Annotated in this window: 19 protein-coding genes, 1 pseudogene and 1 CRISPR repeat array; of the genes and pseudogenes, 13 read left to right on the top strand and 7 right to left on the bottom strand. The window is 73.2% G+C overall.

The window, feature by feature from the left end; all coding sequences use genetic code 11:
* Positions 1-66: 66 nt before the first annotated feature.
* The 8 genes and pseudogenes from casA to cas2e all read left to right on the top strand — a co-directional run bounded on the left by casA (position 67) and on the right by cas2e (position 6,203).
* Complete coding sequence (casA, locus tag BUE41_RS23900; RefSeq protein WP_327194782.1) at positions 67-1,722, top strand: type I-E CRISPR-associated protein Cse1/CasA; 1,656 nt, start codon at positions 67-69, stop codon at positions 1,720-1,722.
* A complete protein-coding gene (gene casB, locus BUE41_RS23895) occupies positions 1,719-2,354 on the top strand; it encodes a type I-E CRISPR-associated protein Cse2/CasB (protein ID WP_073459560.1) in 636 nt (211 codons plus the stop codon). The genes casA and casB overlap by 4 nt, the downstream gene beginning before the upstream one ends.
* Positions 2,255-3,487 carry a type I-E CRISPR-associated protein Cas7/Cse4/CasC gene (cas7e, locus tag BUE41_RS23890; protein ID WP_234997525.1) on the top strand — a complete coding sequence of 411 codons (1,233 nt, stop codon included), beginning with the start codon at positions 2,255-2,257 and terminating at the stop codon, positions 3,485-3,487. The genes casB and cas7e overlap by 100 nt, the downstream gene beginning before the upstream one ends.
* Positions 3,484-4,203, top strand: coding sequence for a type I-E CRISPR-associated protein Cas5/CasD (gene cas5e / locus BUE41_RS23885; RefSeq protein WP_073459558.1), 720 nt, complete (start codon positions 3,484-3,486; stop codon positions 4,201-4,203). The genes cas7e and cas5e overlap by 4 nt, the downstream gene beginning before the upstream one ends.
* A gap of 2 nt (positions 4,204-4,205) precedes the next feature.
* Positions 4,206-4,856: a type I-E CRISPR-associated protein Cas6/Cse3/CasE gene (gene cas6e / locus BUE41_RS23880; RefSeq protein ID WP_073459557.1), complete on the top strand. Its 651-nt coding sequence runs from the start codon at positions 4,206-4,208 to the stop codon at positions 4,854-4,856.
* Positions 4,826-5,182, top strand: a pseudogene (locus BUE41_RS32200) (hypothetical protein); the annotation flags it as partial. The gene cas6e and the pseudogene BUE41_RS32200, both read left to right, overlap by 31 nt.
* A 212-nt stretch (positions 5,183-5,394) precedes the next feature.
* Positions 5,395-5,847 (top strand): CRISPR-associated endonuclease Cas1, encoded by a 453-nt coding sequence (locus BUE41_RS32195; RefSeq protein WP_234997541.1) that lies wholly within the window; start codon positions 5,395-5,397, stop codon positions 5,845-5,847.
* Complete coding sequence (gene cas2e, locus BUE41_RS23870; protein ID WP_073459556.1) at positions 5,844-6,203, top strand: type I-E CRISPR-associated endoribonuclease Cas2e; 360 nt, start codon at positions 5,844-5,846, stop codon at positions 6,201-6,203. The genes BUE41_RS32195 and cas2e overlap by 4 nt, the downstream gene beginning before the upstream one ends.
* A gap of 50 nt (positions 6,204-6,253) precedes the next feature.
* A CRISPR array of direct repeats spans positions 6,254-8,724; the repeat unit is 29 nt; unit sequence GTCGTCCCCGCGGACGCGGGGGTGGTCCC.
* Positions 8,725-9,236: 512 nt separating this feature from the next.
* Here cas2e and BUE41_RS23865 read toward each other — a convergent pair.
* Positions 9,237-9,815, bottom strand: coding sequence for a hypothetical protein (locus tag BUE41_RS23865; protein ID WP_073459555.1), 579 nt, complete (start codon positions 9,813-9,815; stop codon positions 9,237-9,239).
* A 248-nt stretch (positions 9,816-10,063) separates the two neighbouring features.
* On the opposite strand from BUE41_RS23865, the gene BUE41_RS23860 reads away from it, so the two are divergent.
* The gene (locus BUE41_RS23860) at positions 10,064-11,284 is read left to right on the top strand and encodes an MFS transporter (protein WP_234997524.1); all 1,221 of its coding nucleotides are present in this window, start codon (positions 10,064-10,066) and stop codon (positions 11,282-11,284) included.
* Positions 11,285-11,286: 2 nt separating this feature from the next.
* On the opposite strand, the gene BUE41_RS23855 is transcribed toward BUE41_RS23860, so the two are convergent.
* Positions 11,287-12,657, bottom strand: a complete 1,371-nt coding sequence (locus BUE41_RS23855; RefSeq protein WP_073459554.1) for an FAD-binding oxidoreductase — start codon at positions 12,655-12,657, stop codon at positions 11,287-11,289.
* Positions 12,658-12,733: 76 nt separating this feature from the next.
* The gene (locus BUE41_RS23850; protein WP_073459553.1) at positions 12,734-16,552 is read right to left on the bottom strand and encodes a substrate-binding domain-containing protein; all 3,819 of its coding nucleotides are present in this window, start codon (positions 16,550-16,552) and stop codon (positions 12,734-12,736) included.
* Positions 16,553-16,825: 273 nt separating this feature from the next.
* Here BUE41_RS23850 and BUE41_RS23840 point away from each other — a divergent pair, with 273 nt between their 5' ends.
* The 4 genes from BUE41_RS23840 (at position 16,826) to BUE41_RS23825 (ending at position 20,037) form a co-directional block, all read left to right on the top strand.
* Complete coding sequence (locus tag BUE41_RS23840; protein ID WP_073459551.1) at positions 16,826-17,596, top strand: methyltransferase domain-containing protein; 771 nt, start codon at positions 16,826-16,828, stop codon at positions 17,594-17,596.
* 37 nt (positions 17,597-17,633) lie between these two features.
* The gene (locus BUE41_RS23835; RefSeq protein ID WP_143172323.1) at positions 17,634-18,143 is read left to right on the top strand and encodes a hypothetical protein; all 510 of its coding nucleotides are present in this window, start codon (positions 17,634-17,636) and stop codon (positions 18,141-18,143) included.
* Positions 18,144-18,271: 128 nt separating this feature from the next.
* On the top strand, positions 18,272-18,820 hold the full coding sequence (locus tag BUE41_RS23830; protein WP_143172322.1) for a copper chaperone PCu(A)C: 549 nt from the start codon (positions 18,272-18,274) through the stop codon (positions 18,818-18,820).
* Positions 18,820-20,037, top strand: coding sequence for a Dyp-type peroxidase (locus BUE41_RS23825; protein WP_073459549.1), 1,218 nt, complete (start codon positions 18,820-18,822; stop codon positions 20,035-20,037). The genes BUE41_RS23830 and BUE41_RS23825 overlap by 1 nt, the downstream gene beginning before the upstream one ends.
* A gap of 3 nt (positions 20,038-20,040) precedes the next feature.
* Here the strand turns inward: BUE41_RS23825 and larC are convergent, their stop codons facing one another.
* From larC to BUE41_RS23805, 4 genes are all read right to left on the bottom strand, one after another.
* Positions 20,041-21,198 carry a nickel pincer cofactor biosynthesis protein LarC gene (larC, locus tag BUE41_RS23820; RefSeq protein WP_073459548.1) on the bottom strand — a complete coding sequence of 386 codons (1,158 nt, stop codon included), beginning with the start codon at positions 21,196-21,198 and terminating at the stop codon, positions 20,041-20,043.
* A complete protein-coding gene (larB, locus tag BUE41_RS23815) occupies positions 21,195-21,860 on the bottom strand; it encodes a nickel pincer cofactor biosynthesis protein LarB (RefSeq protein ID WP_073459547.1) in 666 nt (221 codons plus the stop codon). Before larB ends, larC begins: the two co-directional genes overlap by 4 nt.
* Complete coding sequence (larE, locus tag BUE41_RS23810) at positions 21,857-22,663, bottom strand: ATP-dependent sacrificial sulfur transferase LarE (protein ID WP_073459623.1); 807 nt, start codon at positions 22,661-22,663, stop codon at positions 21,857-21,859. Before larE ends, larB begins: the two co-directional genes overlap by 4 nt.
* Positions 22,664-22,826: 163 nt before the next feature.
* Positions 22,827-23,336: a gluconokinase gene (locus BUE41_RS23805; RefSeq protein ID WP_073459546.1), complete on the bottom strand. Its 510-nt coding sequence runs from the start codon at positions 23,334-23,336 to the stop codon at positions 22,827-22,829.
* Positions 23,337-23,338 lie beyond the last annotated feature (2 nt).

Genomic DNA, 23,338 nt, shown 5'->3' with positions numbered 1-23,338 from the left:
TATCAGAACAACGGTTAACACGTGAGTGAGTGACAACGAGTCACCTGCCGCACGGGTACGTCGTCGCTGAGACTGAGGTGCGCCATCAACGAACCGCTCCCTACGAATGCAACGTTCGACCTCGTCACCGATCCCTGGCTCCCCTGCCGCCGCCCCGACGGCGTGATCGAAGAGCTGGGCATCCTGACGGTCCTGTCACGAGCCCACGCGCTCGCCGGGCTGTCCGGTGAGCTGCCCACCCAGACGTTCGCCCTGACCCGGCTGCTTCTCGCGGTGCTCCACAGCGCCATCGACGGCCCGCGGGACCTGGATGACTGGCAGCGGCTGTGGGAGGCGGAGACCCTGCCCGTCGACCAGATCGAGAACTATCTGGACCGTTATCGCGATCGCTTCTACCTCGTCCACCCCACCACACCGTTTCTGCAGGTGCCCGACCTTCGGACGGCCAAAGGGGAGACCTCCGAGCTGTCCAAGCTGGTCGCCGACGTGCCGAACGGAGAACCGTTCTTCACCACCCGCCGCGCGGACGCGATCACGCTCTCCTTCGCCGAGGCCGCCCGCTGGCTCGTGCACATCCACGCGTTCGACATGAGTGGCATCAAGTCAGGGGCCGTCGGTGACCCGCGAGTCAAGTCCGGGAGGGGATACCCGATCGGAGTGGGTTGGAGCGGGTCGCTGGGTGGCGTTCTGCTCGAAGGGCGAACCTTCAAGGAGACCCTGCTCCTCAACCTGGTGGCGGACACTCCCGAGTTCAGGAGGGATCCTGAAACCGACCGACCGGTGTGGGAGCGACCGCAGCTCACGGCTGCCGAAGAGGTTCCTGGAGGCAGGACCCCGACGGGACCGGTCGATCTGTACGTGTGGCCGAGCCGGCGGGTTCGGCTTGTCCGTACAGGCGATCGTGTCACGTCCGTGCTGATCGCCAACGGCGACAAGCTGACACCGCAGAACATGCACCTGTACGAGCCGCACACGGCGTGGCGGCGCAGCCAAGCCCAGGAGAAGAAGGCGGGAGCTTCTACGCCGGTGTACATGCCCCGCAAACACGACGCCGACCGGGCGATCTGGAGGGGGCTGCAATCGCTCCTTCCTGCAGGTGATCGGCAGGCCGGAGATGCAGCGGATTCGCTCGCACCCGGCGTCGTCGAGTGGCTCGGTGTTCTGACGTACGAAAGGATCGTCGATCGCGACTACCCGGTGCGCGTCCGCGCCATCGGGATGACGTACGGCCAGCAAGAGTCCTCGGTCACTGACGTCATCGATGACGCTCTCGCGCTCCGCGCCATGCTCACGCAGCGCGACGCGGGTGCCCTCGTCGGGATCGCGGTGTCCGGGGTCGAGGTTGCGGAGGCGGCTGTCCAAGCCGTCGGAAACCTCGCCGGCGATCTGGCAGCCGCCGCCGGCGGAGATGGAACCGGGCGTCGCAGCCGCGTCATGGAGCGCGCCTATGCCCGCCTCGACCAGCCCTACCGAAGCTGGTTGTTGACCCTGACACCCGAGGCGGTCGAACTCGACCTGAAAGCGGAATGGCAGCGCACGGTGCTCGAGATCGTCCGCGACGAGGGCCGCGAGCTGCTCGAGGACATCCCGCCGGCTGCGTGGGAAGGCCGAGTCGTCCGCGGCCATGTGCTCACTGCGGCGCACGCCGCAGATCGGTTCGACCGCGCGGTTCGCGAGGCACTACCACTCGCGTTCGCCCAGCACGCAGGAGTCCCCGCATGACAACGACATCGACCGAGACCGGGCACAGACTCGGTCGCGTCGGCACGTTCGTCGACACCAGGATCTCAGGTCTGCAGTCCCGATACCTGAACGCGTCGCACCGCGACTCCGTTGCGGTCGCCGCGCTCGCCCAGCTCCGCCGTGGCGTCGGCAAACAGCCCGGTGAGGTGCTCGACATCCTCGAGTTCACGTTGTCCCCGGACTTCGTGCCTGCACCGGACGGCGGACCAGGCCCGGACGAGCACGCCGCCCACACAGCGTTGACGCTCTACGCCCTGCACCAGCAGTCGAAGAGCGAACGCGTCCATCGGCGAGGGATCGGCCTCGGTGCTGCACTCAGATCGCTGCACGACGGCGACCCCGGGTCGTTGCCCGATCCGCTGGTGCGCCGGTTCCGCATGCTCGGTACCGCCGACTCGTACGCCGAGCTCACCCATCACCTCCGCGGCGCCGTGCAGCTGCTGCGTTCACGTTCCGCCAGCGGGAAGCCGACCGCCCTCGACTACGGACTGCTCGCCGACCAACTCAGCTGGTGGCAACGCGGTGGACGAGAGCGCGTCCAACTGATCTGGGGCCGGGAGTTCTACCGCACACCGCGTCGCCCCTCCACCGACGAGCAGACCCAAGCCTGAAGCAACGAGAACAGGACCCTGTCATGGCGCGAACGATCGTTGACGTGCACGTCCTCCAGACCGTGCCGCCCTCCAACCTCAACCGCGACGACACCGGAAGCCCGAAGACCGCCCGCTTCGGCGGTGTCGTCCGAGCTCGCGTGTCCAGCCAGGCATGGAAGCGGGCAACCCGCACAGCGTTCAGCTCCGAGTTGGACAGTTCCGAGCTGGGTGTCCGCTCGAAGCGTCTGGTTGAGCTGCTCGCCGAGGAGATCGCCCGCCAGGACGCCGATCTCGCCCCGGAGTCGCAGAAGCTGGCGAAGAAGATCCTCGACGTCGTGGGGATCAAGACCAACACTCCCCGAGGCAAGAAGGACGTGCCGGAAGAGGCCGGCTACCTCGTCTTCCTCAGCAACCGGCAGATCAGCGGGCTGGCCGAGCTGGGGGTTCGGCTCGGGCGCACCGGTGAAGAACCCAACAAGGCAGAGGCGCGCAAGCGCGCGAACCAGGCCCACTCGGTCGACGTCGCGCTGTTCGGTCGCATGGTCGCTGACCTGACCGACCTCAACGTCGACGCCGCGGCCCAGGTCGCGCACGCCATCTCCGTGCACGCGGTGGAGAACGAGTTCGACTACTACACCGCCGTCGACGACCACAAGCAGGCCGACGAGGAAGAGGACGCCGGTGCAGGCATGATCGGCACCGTCGAGTTCAACTCGGCGACGCTCTACCGGTACGCGTCTGTCGACGTGGACCGGCTCAACGACAACCTGGGCGACGCCAAGGCAACCCGCCGCGCCACGGAAGCGTTCATCCGCGCCTTCGTCACCAGCATGCCGACGGGCAAGCAGAACACCTTCGCCAACACGACCCTGCCCGACGCGGTCCTGGTCGTCCTGCGCGACAGCCGCCCGGTGAACCTCGTGGGCGCGTTCGAGGACGCGATCACGACGCCCTCACGGGTCGCCACGGCGATCGAACGCCTCGCGACGCATTTCGTCGAGGTCAACGACGCCTTCGGGCAAATCCCCGTCGGTGTGTGGGTGTGTGGACCCGGGGAGCGACTGGCTCCGCTCGCCGCGCTGGGCACCCGCGGTGACCTGCACACGATCGTCGAGGGTGTCGGCGACGCCGTCGGGGCACGCCTGACATGACCGCCCTTGTGCTTCGGCTGGCCGGCCCGCTCCAGTCCTGGGGGACCAGTAGCCGGTTCAACCGCCGCGCCACCGACCGCGCACCCAGCAAGAGCGGGATCATCGGACTGCTCGCCGCCGCACAGGGCCGTCGGCGTACGGATCCGCTGGAAGGATTGCTCCAACTGAAGCTCGCGGTCCGGATCGATCAGCCCGGCAGGCTGGAGCGGGACTTCCAGACCGCGACCAAACGCGGTGAATCGACCCCCATCTCGGTGTCGACCCGCCACTACCTGGCCGATGCCGTGTTCCTGGCAGCCGTCGAAGGTGATGCCGACCTGCTCGCCGGTCTCCTCGACGCGGTGCGCAACCCGTACTTCCCGCTGTACCTGGGGCGGCGATCATGCCCGCCGTGCGGTGAGATCGGGATCGGGCTCCGAAACGGCACGGCCATCGAGGCCCTGGCGGAAGAGCCCTGGGCTGCGGCGCCGTGGTACCAGCGCCGCCACGAGGCGCCAACCGTCGAGCTCGAGCTCATAGCCGACTGTGATCCTGGGGATCCCGGAGCCGAACTCGTCCGAGACGAGCCGGTCAGCTTCGATCCCGAACATCGCCGCTGGGAATGGCGATCGGTACGGCGGTACGGACCGGTCACTGTCGCCAATGCCTACTACGAGGCCCGAGAGCATCGCTACGACGCTCGGGACGACAGCCACGACCCGTTGGGGGTGCTGTAGCCGTGTACCTCACGCGGTTCGAGATCAATCCACAGCGGCGGGACGCACGCCACTACCTGTCCTCGCCGCAGCGGCTCCACGCAGGTGTTCTGGCAGCCTTCCCCGAACACCGCGAGTCGGCAACGGGCGGGCGCGTCCTCTGGCGCGTCGACGAAGGCCGCCACGACGCGGTGCTGTACATCGTCAGCCCGGACAAACCTGATCTCACCCATCTCGTCGAGACCATCGGCCGACCCACCTACGGGTGGCAGACCCGCGACTACGGGCCGTTCCTCGAGCGACTGGCGGAGGGGGACCGGTGGGCGTTCCGCCTGCTCGCCAACCCGGTCTACAACCTCCCGAACCCGGCGGGCGGCCGAGGCAAGCGGGTCGGTCACGTCACCGTCGACCAGCAGCTCAACTGGTTCCGACGGCAAACAGCCAAGCGGGGCTTCGTCGTCGAACCCAGCTCAGCCGGAGCGCCCGACGTGCTGATCCGAGCTCGCCGCGTTCGCAAGTTCGACCGCCGCGGCCGAACCGTCACGCTCGCCACCGCGGTGTTCGAGGGCACGCTGACCGTCACCGACCCGATCGCCCTACGCGGCGCTCTGACCGGTGGCATCGGTCCTGGCAAGGGATACGGATGCGGACTGATGACCCTCGCGGCGGTGTGAAACCCATCCCGGGAGCGAAGCCGGTCCCGCTCGGGCAACTGGTCCGAGCGCAGGACCGGCTCAGCTTCATCTATCTCGAGCACTGCGTCGTGCATCGAGACGCGAACGCGATCACGGCCAGGGATCGCAAAGGCACGGTCCACATTCCCGCGGCAACCCTGGGCGCGTTGCTGCTCGGTCCGGGAACGACCGTGAGCCAGCAGGCGATGATGCTGCTGGCGGAGAGCGGTTCCACCGCGGTGTGGGTGGGGGAGCAGGGCGTGCGCTACTACGCGCACGGCCGCTCCCTCGCCCGATCCTCACGGCTGTTGGAAGCCCAGGCGGCAAAGGTCTCCAACCAGCGATCACGGCTCGCTGTTGCCCGGCGCATGTACGAGATGCGATTCGCCGGCGAGGACGTCTCCCACCTGACGATGCAGCAGCTCCGCGGTCGAGAAGGCGCCCGGGTCCGCCGCATCTACCGTGAACACGCCGAACGGACCGGCGTCGAATGGACCCGCCGTGACTACGTCGTCGACGACTTCGCCGCCGGGACACGATCAACCAAGCGCTCTCGGCAGCCAATACCAGTCTCTACGGAGTCGTGCACGCTGCCATCGTCGCGCTCGGCTGCGCGCCCGGACTGGGGTTCATCCACACCGGCCACGTCCTGTCGTTCGTCTTCGACATCGCCGACCTGTACAAGACCGACATCGCGATCCCCATAGCGTTCGACATCGCGAGCGAGCCCGTCGCCGACATCGGAGCCGCCACCCGGCGAGCAGTACGTGATCGGATGAAAGGCGGCGCCTTCCTCGAGAAGTGCGTCCACGACATCAAGTCGCTGCTGCTCGACGACCAGGAAGCCGGCGACGACGAACTCGCGGCTGACGTCGTGATGCTGTGGGACAACAACGGTCGCCAGGTCAGGGCTGGAACCGCGTACGGCGACTCCGAGGACTTCGACACCTCCTACGCCGAGATCTCCGGCTGGCTGGAGGAGGACTGGTGACCGTCCTCGTCGTAGCGGCCTGCCCCGTTGGACTCCGGGGCCACCTCACCCGCTGGCTCCTGGAGATCTCCACCGGCGTCTTCGTCGGTCGCGTCTCAGCCCGCGTGCGTGATCGGCTCTGGGAACGGACCCTCGACATGGTCAAGACCGGGCGGGCGATCATGGTCTTCGCCAACGACTCCGAGCAGGGCCTGGCGTTCCGCGTGCACAACCACAACTGGCAGCCCATCGACATCGACGGCATCACGCTCATGCTGCGTCCGAACTCATCGGACGCCACGCCGCCCGTCTCGGGAGACGACCGGACCCTCGGGTGGAGCATCGCCAGCCGTCGACGAAGGTTCAGGAGAGGCTGAAGTCGAACGAATTTGATGTCAGGCGGCGTTATTCGCGCAGGTCAGGAAGTGTCGTCCCCGCGGACGCGGGGGTGGTCCCCACCCGACGCCGATCGTCGGATCGAATCGGTGCGTCGTCCCCGCGGACGCGGGGGTGGTCCCTCCTCGCCGGGCTCGAGCTTCACGGTCGGGCGGTCGTCCCCGCGGACGCGGGGGTGGTCCCCCTGGACGGGTTTCAGTTCACCCCGACCTACGGTCGTCCCCGCGGACGCGGGGGTGGTCCCAACCGGACGGACGGGCCCCCGCCCCCGATCCCGTCGTCCCCGCGGACGCGGGGGTGGTCCCCCCGTCCGATCCGAGCCGGTGCCGCAAGGCCGGTCGTCCCCGCGGACGCGGGGGTGGTCCCGGATCGACTTGCTTCCTCGTTGACCAGGCGGGGTCGTCCCCGCGGACGCGGGGGTGGTCCCACCGCGGCGTTCGTCGACTTCACCGACGGCGGGTCGTCCCCGCGGACGCGGGGGTGGTCCCGCGGCCGACGGGCAGACGTGGCCGGTCACCCTGTCGTCCCCGCGGACGCGGGGGTGGTCCCCTCGACAGCGGGGTGGAGCTGGAGGAGGTGACGTCGTCCCCGCGGACGCGGGGGTGGTCCCGCCGTCTCGTGGAACGCGACGTTCACCTCGGTGTCGTCCCCGCGGACGCGGGGGTGGTCCCCAGACGCAGCGTCTCGGTCGTCAGCGGCGCCGGTCGTCCCCGCGGACGCGGGGGTGGTCCCGGCGAGCATGTCCCGCCCCATCTGGACAAGGAGTCGTCCCCGCGGACGCGGGGGTGGTCCCGGTGCCCGTGGTGTGTGGGAGACGCACGAGGCGTCGTCCCCGCGGACGCGGGGGTGGTCCCTGCGCCACTGGCGCGTGCCCTGTGAAGTGAGGGTCGTCCCCGCGGACGCGGGGGTGGTCCTCGGGACCGCTCATCGGACGGGACGATCGGGGAGTCGTCCCCGCGGACGCGGGGGTGGTCCCCGCTGATCCCCTTTACGGTGCGGACGGTGAAGGTCGTCCCCGCGGACGCGGGGGTGGTCCTCGAGGGCGCATTGACAGCTGAGACGGTGGAAGGTCGTCCCCGCGGACGCGGGGGTGGTCCTTGCCGCTTCTCTTCGCTGGTGGTGTGCCAGAGGTCGTCCCCGCGGACGCGGGGGTGGTCCCCTGCTGCACCTGTGCCATGAGGACCACATGCGGTCGTCCCCGCGGACGCGGGGGTGGTCCCTTCTTCGCGCCGCGCACCCTGATCGTGTAGGTGTCGTCCCCGCGGACGCGGGGGTGGTCCGCCAGCTTCACGCCCACCTCGTAGGTGGGGTAGGTCGTCCCCGCGGACGCGGGGGTGGTCCCGCGCTCCGGGTGATCGAGTGGTACGAGGGCATGTCGTCCCCGCGGACGCGGGGGTGGTCCCGTCACCGCCACCTTGGCCAGATCGCCGACCTTGTCGTCCCCGCGGACGCGGGGGTGGTCCCAGCGTCGACAGGCCGCGCCGCCGCCGGTGACGGTCGTCCCCGCGGACGCGGGGGTGGTCCCTCGGCCGCGGTCGAGCTGTGGACGTCGATCCGGTCGTCCCCGCGGACGCCGGGGGTGGTCCCGCCCGCCGCGGCCGCTGGCCCATCGCAGGCGAGTCGTCCCCGCGGACGCGGGGGTGGTCCCGCCCGCCGCGGCCGCTGGCCCATCGCAGGCGAGTCGTCCCCGCGGACGCGGGGGTGGTCCCGAGCGGCTCGCCGCGGAGCTGGCCGAGGCGCAGTCGTCCCCGCGGACGCGGGGTGGTCCCCCGCAGATCTGGTACCTCTCGTCGGCGGGCCGGTCGTCCCCGCGGACGCGGGGGTGGTCCCTCTGCGCGCCGGAGCCGAGCAATTACGGCGCCGTCGTCGCCGCGGACGCGGGGGTGGTCCATGACCAAGCGGTGGGAGGAGTATCGCAACTCCGTCGTCCCCGCGGACGCGGGGGTGGTCCTTCCTTGATGCGGAAGATGGCCACGCGCGGACGGTCGTCCCCGCGGACGCGGGGGTGGTCCCAGCTTCGCGGTGCCGCCCCAGCCGCACGACCAGTCGTCCCCGCGGACGCGGTGGTGGTCCCATCGGACACGGTGTTCTCCTTGGGGTTGGGCGGTCGTCCCCGCGGACGCGGGGGTGGTCCCGAGTCCACCATGTCGGTGTCGCCCGAACGGCCGTCGTCCCCGCGGACGCGGGGGTGGTCCAGGAACAGCAGCGGCGGGAGATCGGGGCGGCCGGGTCGTCCCGCGGACGCGGGGGTGGTCCCGGCTGGGACCTCGCCGTCGTGGCGGCCCGGTTGTCGTCCCCGCGGACGCGGGGGTGGTCCCGAGACCCTCCCGCCGGTCTCGGGCGAGGACAGGTCGTCCCCGCGGACGCGGGGGTGGTCCCGCGGGCTGCGGACCGCGCTCGATCTCGTCGGCGTCGTCCCCGCGGACGCGGGGGTGGTCCCGGCACGCCGATGATCTCGCCGTTTAGCCGCGATGTCGTCCCCGCGGACGCGGGGGTGGTCCCATCGGCAACTGGTCGAAGATGTCGACCCGGGGGTCGTCCCCCGCGGACGCGGGGAAGACCCGCCACCGCGTCACAGCTCGGACGTCCGTTGCTCAGACGCACGGTGTGAGGTCGACACGCCGTGACATCACCTGTGACGCGAACTGTTGGCCGACAGGGACCGCGGAGCGCGGTGAAGACGCTGTTGCGTTGGCAAAGCCGCAGGTGGAAGGCATCGACCGCGTCGAGGTTCTACCTTCCAACTGGCTACGCGGGTTCGATTCCCGTCGCCCGCTCCACCCTTGACCAGGGCAAACGCCCTGGTCAAGATCGTCAGTGGGGCCCACGCGACATCAATCGCGACACGAAACCCACTGCTCTGTTGCCGCGCGACTGTGCACGGCCTCTACGAGGGCGTCGTCGCCACCTGCTCTACCTCTCGCCACCGAGCGACGCGGAAGCCGCGCACCGTCTTGTGCATCGCCCCGCGTGATGCACGTGGATCGTCACTCCCGGTAGAACTCTGCCGTACCTCAACCCGCCGTCTCGACGATGCGGCGCGCGAGTGTGATCGCAACTCGCGTACGGCCCACGGGCTCGGCCTGCACATTGATCACCGTCGTGTCCTCGCGGGCGGAGGTGTAGTGCATGCCCGTGAAGCGCTGGCCGCCGCGCTCGCGGGAGAGCTCGGTGAGGTTGCCGGTGCCGTGGCGGTCCATGAGGGCCTTGAGCCGGCGCGCCTGCTCGGCGTCGGGCATGTCCACCCATGCGATGGCGACGAGCACGACGGCGGGGCCCTCGCGGACCTCGAGCAGACTGCGGAAGTACGCCTCGCACGGGTGGGTGCGGAAGAACTCCTGCACCTGCCCGTAGGAGTGCGCCGCGCAGTCCGAACCGGCGTCGGTGGCGCGTTCGCGCACCTGGAAGCCGGACCTGGCGAGCCGCTGCACCGCCGCCGTGCTGCTGCGGTCGCGCGCCTTGCCTCGCGTGCCCTGAGCAGCGCGTGCGCCGGAACCGCTGCTGATGCTGGTGCCGGAACCCGCTGCGGCGCCGCTGCTCCCGGCGACGGTGCCGGAGCCGCTGCCGAACGCCGCTGCCAACGCGACGATCACCGCCGCCAGTACTCCGCCGCCGCGTTTGCGCCACCTGCCGCGCTGTCGCGCGGCTGGTCGGGCTTGCCCACCGTGTCCCCCTCCGGTGCCCGTCGCAGACGGTGAACGACCGTATGGCGATCGTCACTCGATCCGGGGATATGTGGACTGACACGCCGTGCCCAGTGCACCGCCGGAAGAGATCAGCGCATCCCCGTCCGCTCGGTGAGAGGCTGATCCCCGAACGATCGACGTCGGAGGGAGGCCGTGTGTCGGGCGGGGAGGCCGGGCCGTCGACCGCTGCGGGGCTGAGCGAGGCCGGGCAGCGCCGGGTGCTCGTGGTCCTGTGCGGCACCGAGATCGTCAGCTGGGGCGTGCTCTACTACGCGTTCCCTGTGCTGGGCCCGTCGATCGCGGACGACACCGGTTGGTCGATCGCGGCGCTCACCGCGGCGTTCTCCGCCGGGCTGGTGGTGAACGCGCTCGTCGGCATCCTGGTGGGGCGCTGGCTCGACCGGTACGGGCCGCGCGCGGTCATGACGGCTGGGTCGGTGCTGGCCGCCCCGGCTCTCCTCACGATCGCGCTGGCCCCGTCGCTGCCGGTGTTCGTCGCGGGCTGGTTGCTGGCCGGGGTCGCGATGTCCGGCACGCTCTACCCGCCCGCGTTCGCGGCGCTGACCCGCTGGTGGGGGCCGCGTCGGGTCACGGCGCTGACCGCCTTGACGCTGCTGGCCGGGCTCGCGAGCACGATCTTCGCGCCGGTCACCGCCGCCCTGGTGGAGGCCTTCGGGTGGCGCACGAGCTACCTGGTGCTCGCCGTGGTCCTGGCCGTGCTGACCATCCCCGCGCACCTGTTCGGGCTGCGCGGCTCCTGGCCGGCCCCGGATCCCGCGGCGCCCGGCGGGGGCGAGGCGCACGCACCCGCCGTCGTGGTGCGCAGCCGGCCGTTCGTCGTGCTGCTGGTGGCGATGACGCTGGCGACGTTCGCGGTGTTCGCGGTCGTCGTCAACCAGGTGCCGCTGCTGATCGACCGCGGACTCTCCACGGCCGAGGCGGCGTGGGCGCTCGGCCTGGGCGGGTTCGGGCAGGTCCTCGGTCGACTCGGGTACGGGTGGATGGCGCGGGTGCAACCCGTGCGCGCCCGCACCGTGACGATCATGGCCGCGGCCGCCGGCACCACTTTGCTGCTCGGGGTGCTGCCCGGGCCCGGCTGGCTGCTGGTCGCCGCAGCGATGCTCGCCGGGGCCGTCCGCGGGATCTTCACGCTGCTGCAGGCCACCGCGGTGAGCGACCGCTGGGGCTCCGCCCACTACGGTCGGCTGAACGGGATCCTCAACGCCCCGGCGATGATCGCCACCTCGCTGTCCCCGTGGGCCGGGGCCGCGCTCGCCGAACTGGTGGGCGGCTACCCGCCGGTGTTCGCCGGGCTGGCCGTCGTGGCGGCCGTGGCCGCCGTGCTGGCCCTGGGCAGCGTGCCGCGGCGGACCTGACGTCACCGCATCGGCACGATGTTCGCGTTGCGGTGCAGGACGTTGTCCGGGTCGTAGACGGCCTTGATCGCGGCCAGCCGGTCGTACTTCGCCGTCCCGTACGCGGCGCGGACGCGGTCCTGCTCGTACTCGGTCATGAAGTTGACGTAGCTGCCCGGTCCGCCGGCGTGCGGCAGCAGCGCCGTCCACAGCTCCTGCACCCACTGCCGGTCGGCGGCCATCGTGTCCGCGTCGGGCCCGATGGCGTCCATGTTGACGGCGAAGCGGGCGCTGCGGCGGCCGCCGAACGCGGTGGCATCGTCGGGGACGTCGGCGAACGCGCCGCCGAGTGAGAAGATCGGGATCAGGCTCATCGGAGACGCCTTGCGCGGCAGCCGCTCCGCGAGCACGTCGATCGCGGCGTCGGTGAGATCGTCGAGGTAGAGCGCCCGGTTGTAGGCGTGCGCGGCGCCGTACGGGGCGGCCTCGTCGAGCAGCTGCTGCAGCGCGCAGTACGGCAGCTCGGTGGTGAAGTCGACCATCGGCGGCACGGCGCGCGCCGGGGCGAGCAGGGTTGCGTGCGCGTCCGCGGACGACAGGCCGACGACGAAGAGCCCGACGCACAGCGCGAAGTGGTGCTCCTGGGGGATGAACGGGGCGGGTGGGGCGTTGAGCGCCACGATGATCGCGCCGGCGTCCCGGGGCAGCCCGTTCGCGACGTCCCGGGCCACGCGCAGGCCCTCACCGGCGTGCTCGGCGTCCCACAGCAGGATCCCGAGGTGCACCATCGGGCCGACCGGGTGCAGTTGCAGCTCGAACTCGGTCACCACGCCGAAGTTGCCGCCGCCGCCCTTCACCGCCCACAGCAGGTCCGGGTGCTCGTCGGCGCAGGCGCGGACGCAGCGGCCGTCGGGCAGCACGATCTCGGCCGAGACCAGGTTGTCGATCGTCAGTCCGTGCGCGCGGGTCAGCCAGCCCATGCCGCCGCCGAGGGTGAGGCCGCCGACGCCGGTGTGGCTGATCGTGCCGCCGGTGACCGCGAGCCCGTGGGCCTGGGCAGCGGCGTCGAGCTGGGCCTGGGTGGCCCCGCCGCCGCAGCGCGCCCGCCGGGTCGCTGGATCGACGACGACCTGGTCCAGCCCGCGCAGGTCGATCATCAGCCCGTCCTCCGGCACGGCCGCCCCGCCGTAGTTGTGCCCGCCGCCGCGCACGCCGATCTCCAGCCCGTTCACCTGCCCGTACTCCAGGGCCGCTGCGACGTCCGCCGGTGAGGAGCAGCGGGCGATCACCGCCGGACGGTGGTCGATCGCGGCGTTCCAGACCTTGCGGGTCTCGTCGTAGCCGTCGTCGCCGGGGCGCAGCATCGTGCCGTGGACGTTCGTGGTCGTGGTCATGGGTCCTCCTCCGAGCCGGTGCGGAGGAACTGTGGCGAGCCGGGCGTTCCACGACCGTTCCGCGGAACGGCGCCGGTCAGGCGCGGGCCAGCACCCGCCGGGCGGTCGGCGCCCAGAGCCGGGCGGTGCCGCCCATCGCGAGCATCCGCTCGGCGACCGCGGCCGCTGCGGCGTCGTCACCGGCGGCCTGGCAGGCGGCGAGCAGCAGCCGCAGCATGACGGCGTGGTGGCCGGGGGCGTCCCCACCGCCGCGGGTGTGCTCCACTGCGGCCCTGATCGGCACGAGGCCCACGTCGGGATCGCCGTCGAGCACGGTGAGGTAACCGGTGAACGCGGCGACGACGTGCTCCGAAACCGGTTCGGAGCCGATGACGGTCAGCTCGGCGACCTGCTTGCGCAGCTCCTCCTCGTCGCCCATGTCCAGGGCGAGCAGCGCGGCGAACGTGACCGCGACGGAGCGGCTGTAGCGGTGCCCCACCTCGGCCGCCCACGCGAGCGCCGCGTCCCTGGCAGCGCGGGCCTCGTCGGGCAGACCGAGGAACCACAGGGTGTTCGCGAGCCTGCTCTGGCAGACGACCTTCGGGTCGTTGCCGTAGTGCAGGACGTGCGCCGGGTGGTCCGCCGGCCGGTAGCGCTGCACGGCCAGCTCGAACTCGCGGCGCGCCGTCTGCAGACCGGCCTGCCAGAACGCCGCGATGCCCAGCACGTACGCGGACTCGACGAGCGACACCCGGTCGCCGTCGCGCTCCGCGACCCGGCGCAGCTGCCGGCCGAACTCGGTGGCCTCGGCGAACTCGGAGCGGACCAGCGCGCTCACCGCGAGCGAGCGCAGCAGCCGCGGTGCGGGCTCGACGCCGTGCGCTCGGGAGAGCTCCAGTGCGCGGCGCTGGTTGTCCCACATCCGCGGGGACCCGTAGGTCGTGACGACCACCAGCGGCGCGAGCAGCGCAGTGCGGACATCGAGCTCACGGGCGTCGCGCTCGGCCGAGGCGGGCAGCCCGCCCAGCAGCTCCAGCGCGCGGCCCAGCACGTCCGCGGCCTGCCGGCTCGCGTGCAGGACCTGCGCGGCGTCGGCAGCTCGGACGTACCACTCGACGGCGCGCCCGACCTCCCCGGCGCGGTCGAGGTGTGTGGCGATCTGCAGGCTCACCGGACCCGGGTCGTCGCCGTGGATGCGCTCCAGCGCCGCGGCGATGCGTGCGTGCAGCCTGCGCCGGCGGATCGGACCCACGCCCTGGAAGGCGACCTGACGGATCCGGTCGTGCGTGAAGTCGTAGGTGCTGGAGCCCTCGCGCTCACGGATGATCTGCCGCCGCCACAGCTCGTCCAGCCCGTCCGCCAGCGCGTCGGCGTCGGCCTCGGCGGCTGCGGCCAGCACGTCCGTGGAGAACTCCCGGCCCACCGCGGCCGCGAGCCCGGCCAGCTGCCTGGCCTGCGGGCCGAGCTGCGCCAGCCGCGCCTCGATCACCGCCTGCACCCGCGGGCTGAGCGGACGCCCCGGCGTCCAGCCGCCGCGCAGCGCCTCGACGACGAACAGCGGATTGCCCTCGGTCTCTTCGTGCAGCCGACCGGCATCGGCGGGGGACAGGCGGGCGCCGAGCCGCTCGGCCAGCACGGCCGTCTCGGCGCGGTCGAGCCGGTCCAGATCGATCTGCGTGCACCGACCGGCGGCGCGCAGGTCGGTCAGCAGCTCGTGGACCGGGTGGTCGTCCTGGACGTCCTCGCGCCGGGCCGTCGCGACGACGAGCAGCCGCGCGTCGGGCCGGCCGCGCAGCAGGTAGTGCAGCAACCGGCAGGTCTCCCGGTCGGCGTGCTGGACGTCGTCCACGACGAGCAGCGTCGGCCGGCCGCCGTCGACGACGGTGGCGGCGACGGCCTCGAACAGCCTCCTGCGCTGGTCGGCCTCCGGCAAGGGCACCGGCGGCGGAAGATCGGGTGACTCGGCCAGCACCTCCGGCAGCAGCCGCGCCAGCTCCGTGCGCCAGGCGGCCGGCAGCCGCGCCGCCCGGGCCCGCAGCGCCGGGGCCCGCAGCCACGCGACCACCGGGGCGTACGCGAGCGAGGGGTAGCAGCGGGCGTCCGCGATCACCGGCCCGTGGGCGGCGCAGCGACGGCGGAACTCCTCGACCAGCCGGGTCTTGCCCACCCCGGCCTCACCGCTGACCAGCACGAGCCCGCCGTGGCCGGTCTCGGCGGACCGCCACACGGCGTCGAGCCGGGCCAGCTCGCGGTCGCGGCCGACGAGGGCCGGGGCCGATCCGGCCGGGCCCGCGGCGTGGACCAGCCGCCGGTACACCGCCTCCGTCTCCGCCGACGGCCGCACGCCCAGCTCGCGCTGCAACGTGGAGCTGCACACGTGGTAGGTCAGCACCGCCCGGGCCCGGTCGCCGCGGGCCACGTACCAGTGCACGAGCCGGCGGTAGGTCTCCTCGCGGAACGGGTCGAGACGCCGCTGCCGCTCCGCGAACTCGATCCCCGCAGCCAGGTCGCCGCGCTGTTCGCACAGGGCGGCGAGCCGGCCCAGCGCGTCGATCTGGCGGTGGCGCAGCCGCTCCCGCTCGACGCGCAGCCAGTCGTCGTAGCTGCCCTCCAGCAGGTCCCCGGTGTAGAGCGCGACGGCCTGCCGCAGCCGCGCCTCGTCCGCCGCGTCGACCAGCGCCTCGAACTCCTCGACGTCGAGCCGGCACGGGGCGTCCGCCCGCCACCCGATCGTCCGGGCGGTGACGTCCAGGTAGCGATCGGCATCGGGCAGGCGGCGGCGCAGCGTGTGCAGCAGGTGCCGCAGGTTGGTGCGGGCCTGCGCCTCGGTGGAGTCCGGCCAGAGCAGGAACGCGACCCGCTGGCGGGGCGTCGGCGCGGACCGGTGCAGCAGCAGGTACGCCAGCAGCGACTCGGCCCGCCCCGACTCCAGCGGCGGCACACGGGTCTGTCCGAGGCACAGCTCGAACCGGCCGAACAGCCGAGCCCGCGCCACCGGTTCCACACCGCAGAGTGTCGCGGGCGATGGCTTCCCGGGCCAGTGATCGGTGCCGCGGTGCGCGTTACTGGTGGACGACGGCCTGGATCTGCGGGCTGTCGATGTTCGACCGGTCGTACCAGAAGAAGCCGGTGTCGATGACCTTCGGTAGCTCCTCGCCCTGATCGCCTTCACAGCGGCGGCGACGGTCTGCTCCCCCATGCCCACCGGGTTCTGCGTGATCGCGCCGAGGATCACGCCGCTGCGGATCGCGTCGTTCGAGCCGTAGATCCCGGCGAGATCCGGGTGCGCCGCCAGCAGCGACTCGGTGATCTCCGCGGAGGTCGTGGGGTCGCCGCCGCCGTACCACGTCTCCAGCAGCTGCACGCCCGGCGCGTCGGCCCGCATCCACTCGACGAAGCCGTCGCGGCGGTCGGCGCGGCTCGCCGCGTCGTGGACGACGAGCGCGACGGTGCCGCGCCCGCCGATCGCCGCGGCCATCCGCCGAGCCGCCTCGGCGGCGGCGTTGTTGTCGGTTGCGGCCGTCGTGAGCGGCAGGTCGGAGTCGACCCCCGAGTCGAACGCGTTCACCGGGATGTCGCGCTGCTGCGCCTGCTCCAGCAGGGGAGCAGCGGCCTGCGGGTCCAGCGCGGCGAACCCGATCGCGGCCGGTCGTCGCGCCAGCACGTTGGTGAGCATGCGGATCTGGCCCTCGACGTCGGCCTCGGTCGCCGGGCCCTCGAACGGAGCGCGCACGTTCTGCCGTGCGGCCTCTTGCTCCGCGCCCTGCTTGACGGCCTGCCAGAACTGGCGCTGGAACGCCTTCGCCACGATCGCGATCGTCGGCGGCCCGTTCGACGTGACCGTCTCCCCGCACGCCGCGGTGGTCAGGGCGAGCGCGGCGCCGACGAGTGCCGCCACGAGGCGGTGGGTGCGCATGGGGCAGGTGCTCTTCGTCGAGCGGGCGGGCCCTCCGGGCCGGATCCTCCGTGGTCACGGCGCGCTGACCTGCGGCGACAGGATCGTGGTGGACAGAACGGGTGGTCCGTTGATGCTGCTACCGGGCGTAGCTGATCAGCTGTGCGCCGTCGTGATCGGTCGTCCGATCAGCCGAAGGACCGCGTCGCCCGTCCGGGTGCAGTGCGGAATCATGCGGTCCCGCCGGGGGAACTCTGCTTCACTCGGGTAGCCAGCGCTTGGCCGAGGAGGCGGATGGACCGGTCCCCGCCCGGACGTTCCGAACTCCGCCACCCCACCGTGGCGGAGCGGGTGGCGTTCGCCCTGGAGCTCGTCGAGCCCGGCGCGCGGGTGCTGGACGTCGGCTGCGGCGCCGGGACGCTCACCGCGCTCCTCGTCGACCCCGCGGGGCCCGAGGGGAGCGTGCTCGGCGTCGATCTCACCCGGGCGAACCTCGCCACCGCGCGGGAGCGCTGCCCGGCGGCGGCGTTCGTCGCCGGGTCCGCCTACGCCCTGCCCGTCGCGGACGGCGTGGTCGACCTCGTCTTCGCCCACGCGTTGATGGAGCACCTCGCCCGCCCGGACCGCGCGCTGGTCGAGTTCCGCCGGGTCCTGCGCCCCGGCGGGCGGGTGGCGCTGTCCAGCTCCGACTGGGGCGGGGCGCGCGTGCTGCCCCGCGACCGCGACGTGCACCGCGCCCTCTCCGCGTACGTCGGTCTGCGCCGCCGCTCCGGCGGAGATCCGTGCGCGGGCGGTCGGCTGGCGTGGTGGGCCCGGCAGGCCGGACTGACCGAGATCCAGGTCCGCACCCGCCACCGCGTCGACGTGAGCTACGCCGATCTCGCCCGCCACGTCGGCGCGTGCCTGCAGCACGCCGCCGCGCACGCCACCGCGGCGGGGGACCGGGCCGAGCTGTTCGCCGCCGCTCAGGCCGCGGCGCGGTGGTCCGCGCACGGACGGGGGACGGGGCGGGTGGAGCAGTGCTGGGTGGAGGTGACCGCCCGATCGGCCGGCGCTGGTGCGTGACCGGGGCCGCACAGGGCGCTGATCTATGCTCCGGACCGTGCCTGCGCCGTGGTCGTCCTCGCGCGCACGCTCGTCTCTCTACGCCGCCGTGGCGGTGCTGCTGGGCGTGAGCGCGCACGGCGCGGTGCCCGCACTGCCGGTGCTCGCGTTGCTGGTGGTGCTGGTCGAGGCGATCTTCTCCGGGTTGCGCCGGCACAACCCGCTCGTGGCCGCGGTGACACTGGTGCTCATCCAGGCGCCGCTGCACGCGATCTTCTCCGTGCTGGACGCCCACCACGGCACCGCCCCGGCCGGGACGATGCTGGCGGCCCACGCGCTCGCCGCGCTCGCCACGGCCCTGCTGCTGGCCTGCGCCGACGGTCCCGCGGAACGCGCGGCGCGGCTGCTGCTGCCGATCCGGGTCCTGACGTCGGCCCCGCCGTGCCCGCCGCCGCGGGTGCGGATCGTCGCCGCGCCCCGCCATCGGGTCTTCTGCCGGGCACCGCTGCTGCTGCGGGCGGCGCCGCGCCGCGGCCCGCCACTGCTCGGGACGGCGGCGATCGGCTGACCGGCGCGGGCGCCCGATGCGCCCGCGGCCGGTGGTCGCCGCCCGTCCGCCGCCTCCCACCGAGGTCGAGGCGGCGTGCGCCGGCCCGCCCGGGCCGGATCCCGAGCGACGATGAAAGGGCACCTTCCGTGACGTCTTTCCCTGTGCGTCTTGCGCTGCTCGGCGTCGGCCTCGCCGCCGCCACCACGCTCGTCGGCTGCGGCGGGTCCGCCTCCTCCGCGACCCCGCCCCCGGCCACCGCCGCGGTGGCGCAGACCGCGGCCCTGACCGTCACCGACGCGTGGGTCAAGGCCGCCGACGGGGGCATGACCGCCGTCTACGGCACCCTGACCGCGACGTCCGCGCCCGTGACCGTGGCGTCGGCCAGCTCGTCGGTGTCGGGGCGCACCGAGCTGCACGAGGTCGTCGAGTCCGGCGGCGCCATGGTGATGCGGCAGAAGGAGGGCGGGTTCGTCGTGCAGCCCGGCTCACCGCACACCCTCGCCCCCGGCGGCGACCACATCATGCTCATGGACCTCACCGCGCCGGTCCGCGCCGGTGACCAGGTCGAGGTGACCCTCACCCTCGGCGACGGCTCGACGGTGGCGTTCACCGCGCTGGCCAAGGAGGTGTCGGCGGGCGAGGAGAAGTACGAGGACGGGGAGATGAGCGGGCACGAGTCCGGGAGCCACGGCTGATGACTCCCGGCGGACCCCCGCTGAAGCGGCGGGCCCTGCTCGTCGGCGGCGCCGCCGTCCTCGCCGGCGGTGGCGCCGCCCTCGGCGCCGGACTCGCCGCACGCGACGACCCGGTCGCGGCGGCCCCGGCGTCGTTCGGGGCCGAGACCGTCCCGTTCCACGGCGACCACCAGCCGGGCATCGAGACCCATCCGGTCCAGGCGCACGCCGCGTTCGTCGCGCTGGATCTGCGGCCGGGCAGCGGCACCGCCGACGTGCGCCGGTTGCTGCGGCTGCTCACCGACGACGCCGAACGCCTCATGGCCGGGCGGGTGCCGCTCGGTGCGGCCGATCCCGAGCTGCCCGCGCGCCCGGCGCGGCTCACCGTGACCGTCGGGTTCGGGCCCGGGTTGTTCGACGCGATCGGCAGGCCCGACCAGTGCCCGCCGATCATCCGGCAGCTGCCGGAGTTCCGGACGGATCGGCTGGATCCCCGCTGGTGCGGTGGCGACCTGCTGCTGCAGGTGTGCAGCGACGACGCCGTGCCGCTCTCCTACGCGCTGCGCAGGCTGGTCCGCGACGCGCGGTCGGTCACGACCGTGCGCTGGACCCAGCGCGGGTTCAACCCGGCCCGGGGCGCCGAACCGGAGGGCACCACGCCGCGCAACCTCATGGGACAGCGCGACGGCTCCGCCAACCCGGTGCCGGGCACCCCGGAGTTCGAGCAGGCCGTCTGGGTCCGGGAGGGGCCGGACTGGCTGGTCGGCGGCAGCATGCTCGTGCTGCGCCGGATCCGCATGGAGCTGGAGACCTGGGACGACTTCGGCCGCGCGGGCAAGGAGATGGTCGTGGCCCGCACGCTCGACACCGGTGCCCCGGTCACGGGCGGGCTGGAGACCGACGACGTCGATCCCCGCATGGTCGACGGTCGGGGCATCCCGATCGCGGCAGCCCGCTCGCACGTGCTGCAGGCGACCGCCCGCACGGAGGGCGAGAAGATGTTCCGCCGCGGCTACAGCTTCGACGACGGGCCGACCACCGACGGCCTGCCGGACGCGGGGCTGCTGTTCGCGGCGTACCAGGCCGACATCGCCACGGCGTTCGTGCCCGTGCAGACCCGGCTCGCCGAGTCCGACCTGCTCAACGAGTGGATCACGCACATCGGGTCGGCGACGTTCGCGGTACCGCGCGGGGCGCGGCCGGGGGAGTTCATCGGGCAGGGGTTGCTCGGAACCTGAGCGTCAGTCGGGCGGGCGGTCCGCCGCGGCCGCCCGCCGTGCCCGTTCCGCCACCTCGCGCAGCGGCAAGCCGAGCGCGGCGGCCGCCGCGGCGACGTCGTCGTGCTCCGGCTTCGCCCCCCACGGCCCGTGCTTGATCCGCACCGGGTGCCCCTCGACGGTCACCGTGCTGGTGGAGCGGGGCAGCACCACCCGCTCGACGGTCCGTCGCCGGGCGCCGAGGCTCCCGGTCTCGCGCAGCAGCAGCGTCTCCAGCGCGGCAGCGCGCTCGGGTGCGGACAGCACATGCACGACGTGCCCGGGCCGGGACTTCTTCATCGTCACCGGCGTGATCCACGCGTCCGCCGCGCCCGCGGCCAGCACCCGGTCGAGCACGTGGCCGAGCACCTCGCCGGACACGTCGTCGACGGTGGTCTCCAGCTGCACGACGGTCTCGACCGCACCGACCGGCTCACCGAGCAGCGCCTGCACGACGTTGGGCCGCTCGGGGTCGTCCCGCCCGCCCGCCCCGTACGCGGCGGCGCGCACGGTCATCGCCGGCACCGGCCCGAACACCGCACCGGCGGCGCACAGCAGGGCGATGCCGGTGGGGGTGACCGTCTCGCCGCGACCGGGCACTCCGCTGACCTGCGCGCCGGCCTTCGCCAGCAGCGCCGCGGTGGCCGGGGCGGGCAGGGGGAGCACGCCGTGGGCACCCCGCACCGTGCCCGTGCCGATCGGCAACGCGGTGCAGTGCACCGCTTCCACTCCCAGCAGGTGCAGGGCCGCGGCGACCCCCACCGCGTCGACGACCGTGTCGACGCCGCCGATCTCGTGCAGGTGCACGTCGGCGGGATCGACGCCGTGCAGCGCGCCCTCCACCTCGGCGAGCGCGCTGATCGCCCGGGTCGCCAGCTCCGCGACGGGGGCGGGCCGGGCGCGGCCGGCGACCTCCAGCAGCTCGGCGGCCGCCCGGTGCGGCGGCTGCCGTTCCACGGTGACGACCACCCGGGAGGCCTGCAGCGCCCCGCGCCGCACCTGCTCCGCGGAGAGCTCCCAGCCGGGCAGTCCCGTGGTGGCGACGGCCGCGCGCACCTCGTCGAGCGGGGCACCGAGCCCGAGCAGCGCGCCGAGCAGCATGTCGCCGGAGATCCCGCCGAGCGGGTTGAGCCAGAGGATCATGCGCGGGAGCGGGCGATGCGGTGCGCGGCCATGGCCGCCGCGAAGCCCGAGTCGATGTTGACGACGGTGACCCCCGCCGCGCACGACGACAGCATCGCGAGCAGCGCCGTGACGCCGTCGAACGCCGCCCCGTACCCGACGGAGGTGGGCACGGCGATCACCGGGGCGGCGACCAGCCCGGCGACCACGCTGGGCAGCGCGCCCTCCATGCCGGCGATGCAGACGACCGCGTCGGCGGCGGCGATGCGGTCGCGCACCGCGAGCAACCGGTGGACGCCGGCCACGCCGACGTCGTGGATCTCGTCGACGGTCAGCCCGATCGCCCTGGCGACGGCGGCGGCCTCCGCGGCCACCGGGCCGTCGGACGTGCCGGCGGCGACGATCGCGACGGTGAACGCCATCGGTGCGGCCGCCCGCCAGTGCAGCAGCTTCGCCCGCGGCTCGTGCACGCCGTCGGGAACTGCGGCGAGCACGGCCTGCGCGGTGCCCGGCTCCACGCGGGTCGCCAGGACCGGGCCGGCGTTGGCCGCGAGCAGGCTGGACACCACGGCGGCGATCTGCGCGGGCTCCTTGCCCGGTGCGTAGACGACCTCGGGCAGCCCGAGGCGGGCCTCGCGGTCGATGTCGGGGCGGGCCCAGCCGAGGTCGCGGAACCCGGTCACGGGTGCACGGCCGGCATCCCGAGCAGCACGTTCATCCGCCCGCTCGCGAAGCCGTCCAGATCGAGCGCGCAGAACCGGAAACCGGCCCGGCGGACCGCGGCGGAGATCTCGGCCCGGCGAGCGTGCGCGGCGTCGAGATCGGCGGGCGGCACCTCGATGCGGGCCACCGCGCCGTCGCCGTGAGTGCGCACCCGGCAGATCAGGAAGCCCAGGTCGTGCAGCGCGTCCTCGGCGGCCTCGATGCGCGCGAGCAGCTGCGGGGTGACCGGATCGCCGTACGCGACCCTCGACGCCAGGCAGGCCGCGGCCGGCTTCCCCGCGGTCTCCAGGTCCAGGTGAGCGCTGATCGCGCGCACGTCGGCCTTGGTGAGCCCGGCGTCGACGAACGGGGCGATCGCGCCGCGCGCCGCGGCCGCCTGCTGGCCGGGGCGGTGGTCGCCGAGATCGTCGAGGTTGGTGCCCAGCGCGATCTTCCCGCCGGCCAGCGCGGCGATCGGGGCGAGCGCGTCGAGCAGCGCCGACTTGCAGTGCGCGCAGCGGTCGCCGCCGTTGGCCACGTACTCCGGGCGCTCGGCCTCGTCGGTGCGCACTTCGACGTGCGCCACCCCGTGGCGGCGCGCGAACGCCGCGGCCGCTCGCCGTTCGCGCTCGGGCAGGCTCGGCGACACCGCGGTGACGGCCAGCGCGCGCTCGCCCAGCACCCGGTGCGCGGCCACCGCCAGGAGCGCTGAGTCGGCACCCCCGGAGAAGGCCACGACCAGTGCGCGCTCCCGCGCCAGCCGCGCCTCGAGCCGGTCGAGCATGCGGACCCCCGTCAGCCCATCGCGTCCCGGCGGCGAGTCCGCCGGTCGCGGTCCGACGATCATGTACTGGATGGCGACGGGTGTCGAATCGGCGCCGCCACCCGGCCAGACCGTACCCCGAGCGGGCGGCGTCGTCGGTGTCCGTGCGGTTACGGGGTGGCGGTCACGGGGCGCGGCCCAGCCGCTCGACCACGGCCGCGACCATCGTCTCCGGGGGTTCGGCCGCATCGAGGGTGATCACGTTCTCGTCCGGGTCGGGCATCTCCAGCGTGGCCAGCTGGGAGTCGAGCAGCCCGGGCGGCATGAAGTGCCCCGTCCGCGCGGCCAGGCGGGCGGCCAGCAGCTCGCGGCTGCCGGTCACGTGGACGAACACCACGGTGGGGTCGTCGGCGCCGCGGCGCAGCCGGTCCCGGTACACCCGCCGCAGCGCCGAGCACGTGATCACGCCAGGCTCGCCCGCGTCGACGTGCGCGCGGATCCAGGCCGCCACTGCGTCCAGCCACGGCCACCGGTCCTCATCGGTCAGCGGATGCCCGGAGTGCATCTTCACCACGTTGGCCGGGGGATGCAGGTCGTCGCCCTCTTGGACGTCCCAGCCGAGTCGTTCGGCCAGGCGCGCGGCGACGGTGGACTTGCCGCTCCCCGAGACGCCCATCACGACGAGCACGGTCATCG

This window comes from Pseudonocardia thermophila, assembly GCF_900142365.1.
In the GTDB taxonomy this organism is placed as follows: domain Bacteria; phylum Actinomycetota; class Actinomycetes; order Mycobacteriales; family Pseudonocardiaceae; genus Pseudonocardia; species Pseudonocardia thermophila.
This window is presented reverse-complemented; position numbering and strand designations above follow the sequence as displayed.

Excerpts from the sequence above, each read along its gene's own strand:
- casB (WP_073459560.1), top strand. The coding sequence starts at position 1,719 with ATGACAACGACATCGACCGAGACCGGGCACAGACTCGGTCGCGTCGGC.
- cas5e (WP_073459558.1), top strand. The coding sequence starts at position 3,484 with ATGACCGCCCTTGTGCTTCGGCTGGCCGGCCCGCTCCAGTCCTGGGGG.
- BUE41_RS23855 (WP_073459554.1), bottom strand. The coding sequence starts at position 12,657 with ATGACCACGACCACGAACGTCCACGGCACGATGCTGCGCCCCGGCGAC.
- BUE41_RS23850 (WP_073459553.1), bottom strand. The coding sequence starts at position 16,552 with ATGCGCACCCACCGCCTCGTGGCGGCACTCGTCGGCGCCGCGCTCGCC.
- BUE41_RS23840 (WP_073459551.1), top strand. The coding sequence starts at position 16,826 with ATGGACCGGTCCCCGCCCGGACGTTCCGAACTCCGCCACCCCACCGTG.
- BUE41_RS23825 (WP_073459549.1), top strand. The coding sequence starts at position 18,820 with ATGACTCCCGGCGGACCCCCGCTGAAGCGGCGGGCCCTGCTCGTCGGC.
- larC (WP_073459548.1), bottom strand. The coding sequence starts at position 21,198 with ATGATCCTCTGGCTCAACCCGCTCGGCGGGATCTCCGGCGACATGCTG.
- larE (WP_073459623.1), bottom strand. The coding sequence starts at position 22,663 with ATGCTCGACCGGCTCGAGGCGCGGCTGGCGCGGGAGCGCGCACTGGTC.
- BUE41_RS23805 (WP_073459546.1), bottom strand. The coding sequence starts at position 23,336 with ATGACCGTGCTCGTCGTGATGGGCGTCTCGGGGAGCGGCAAGTCCACC.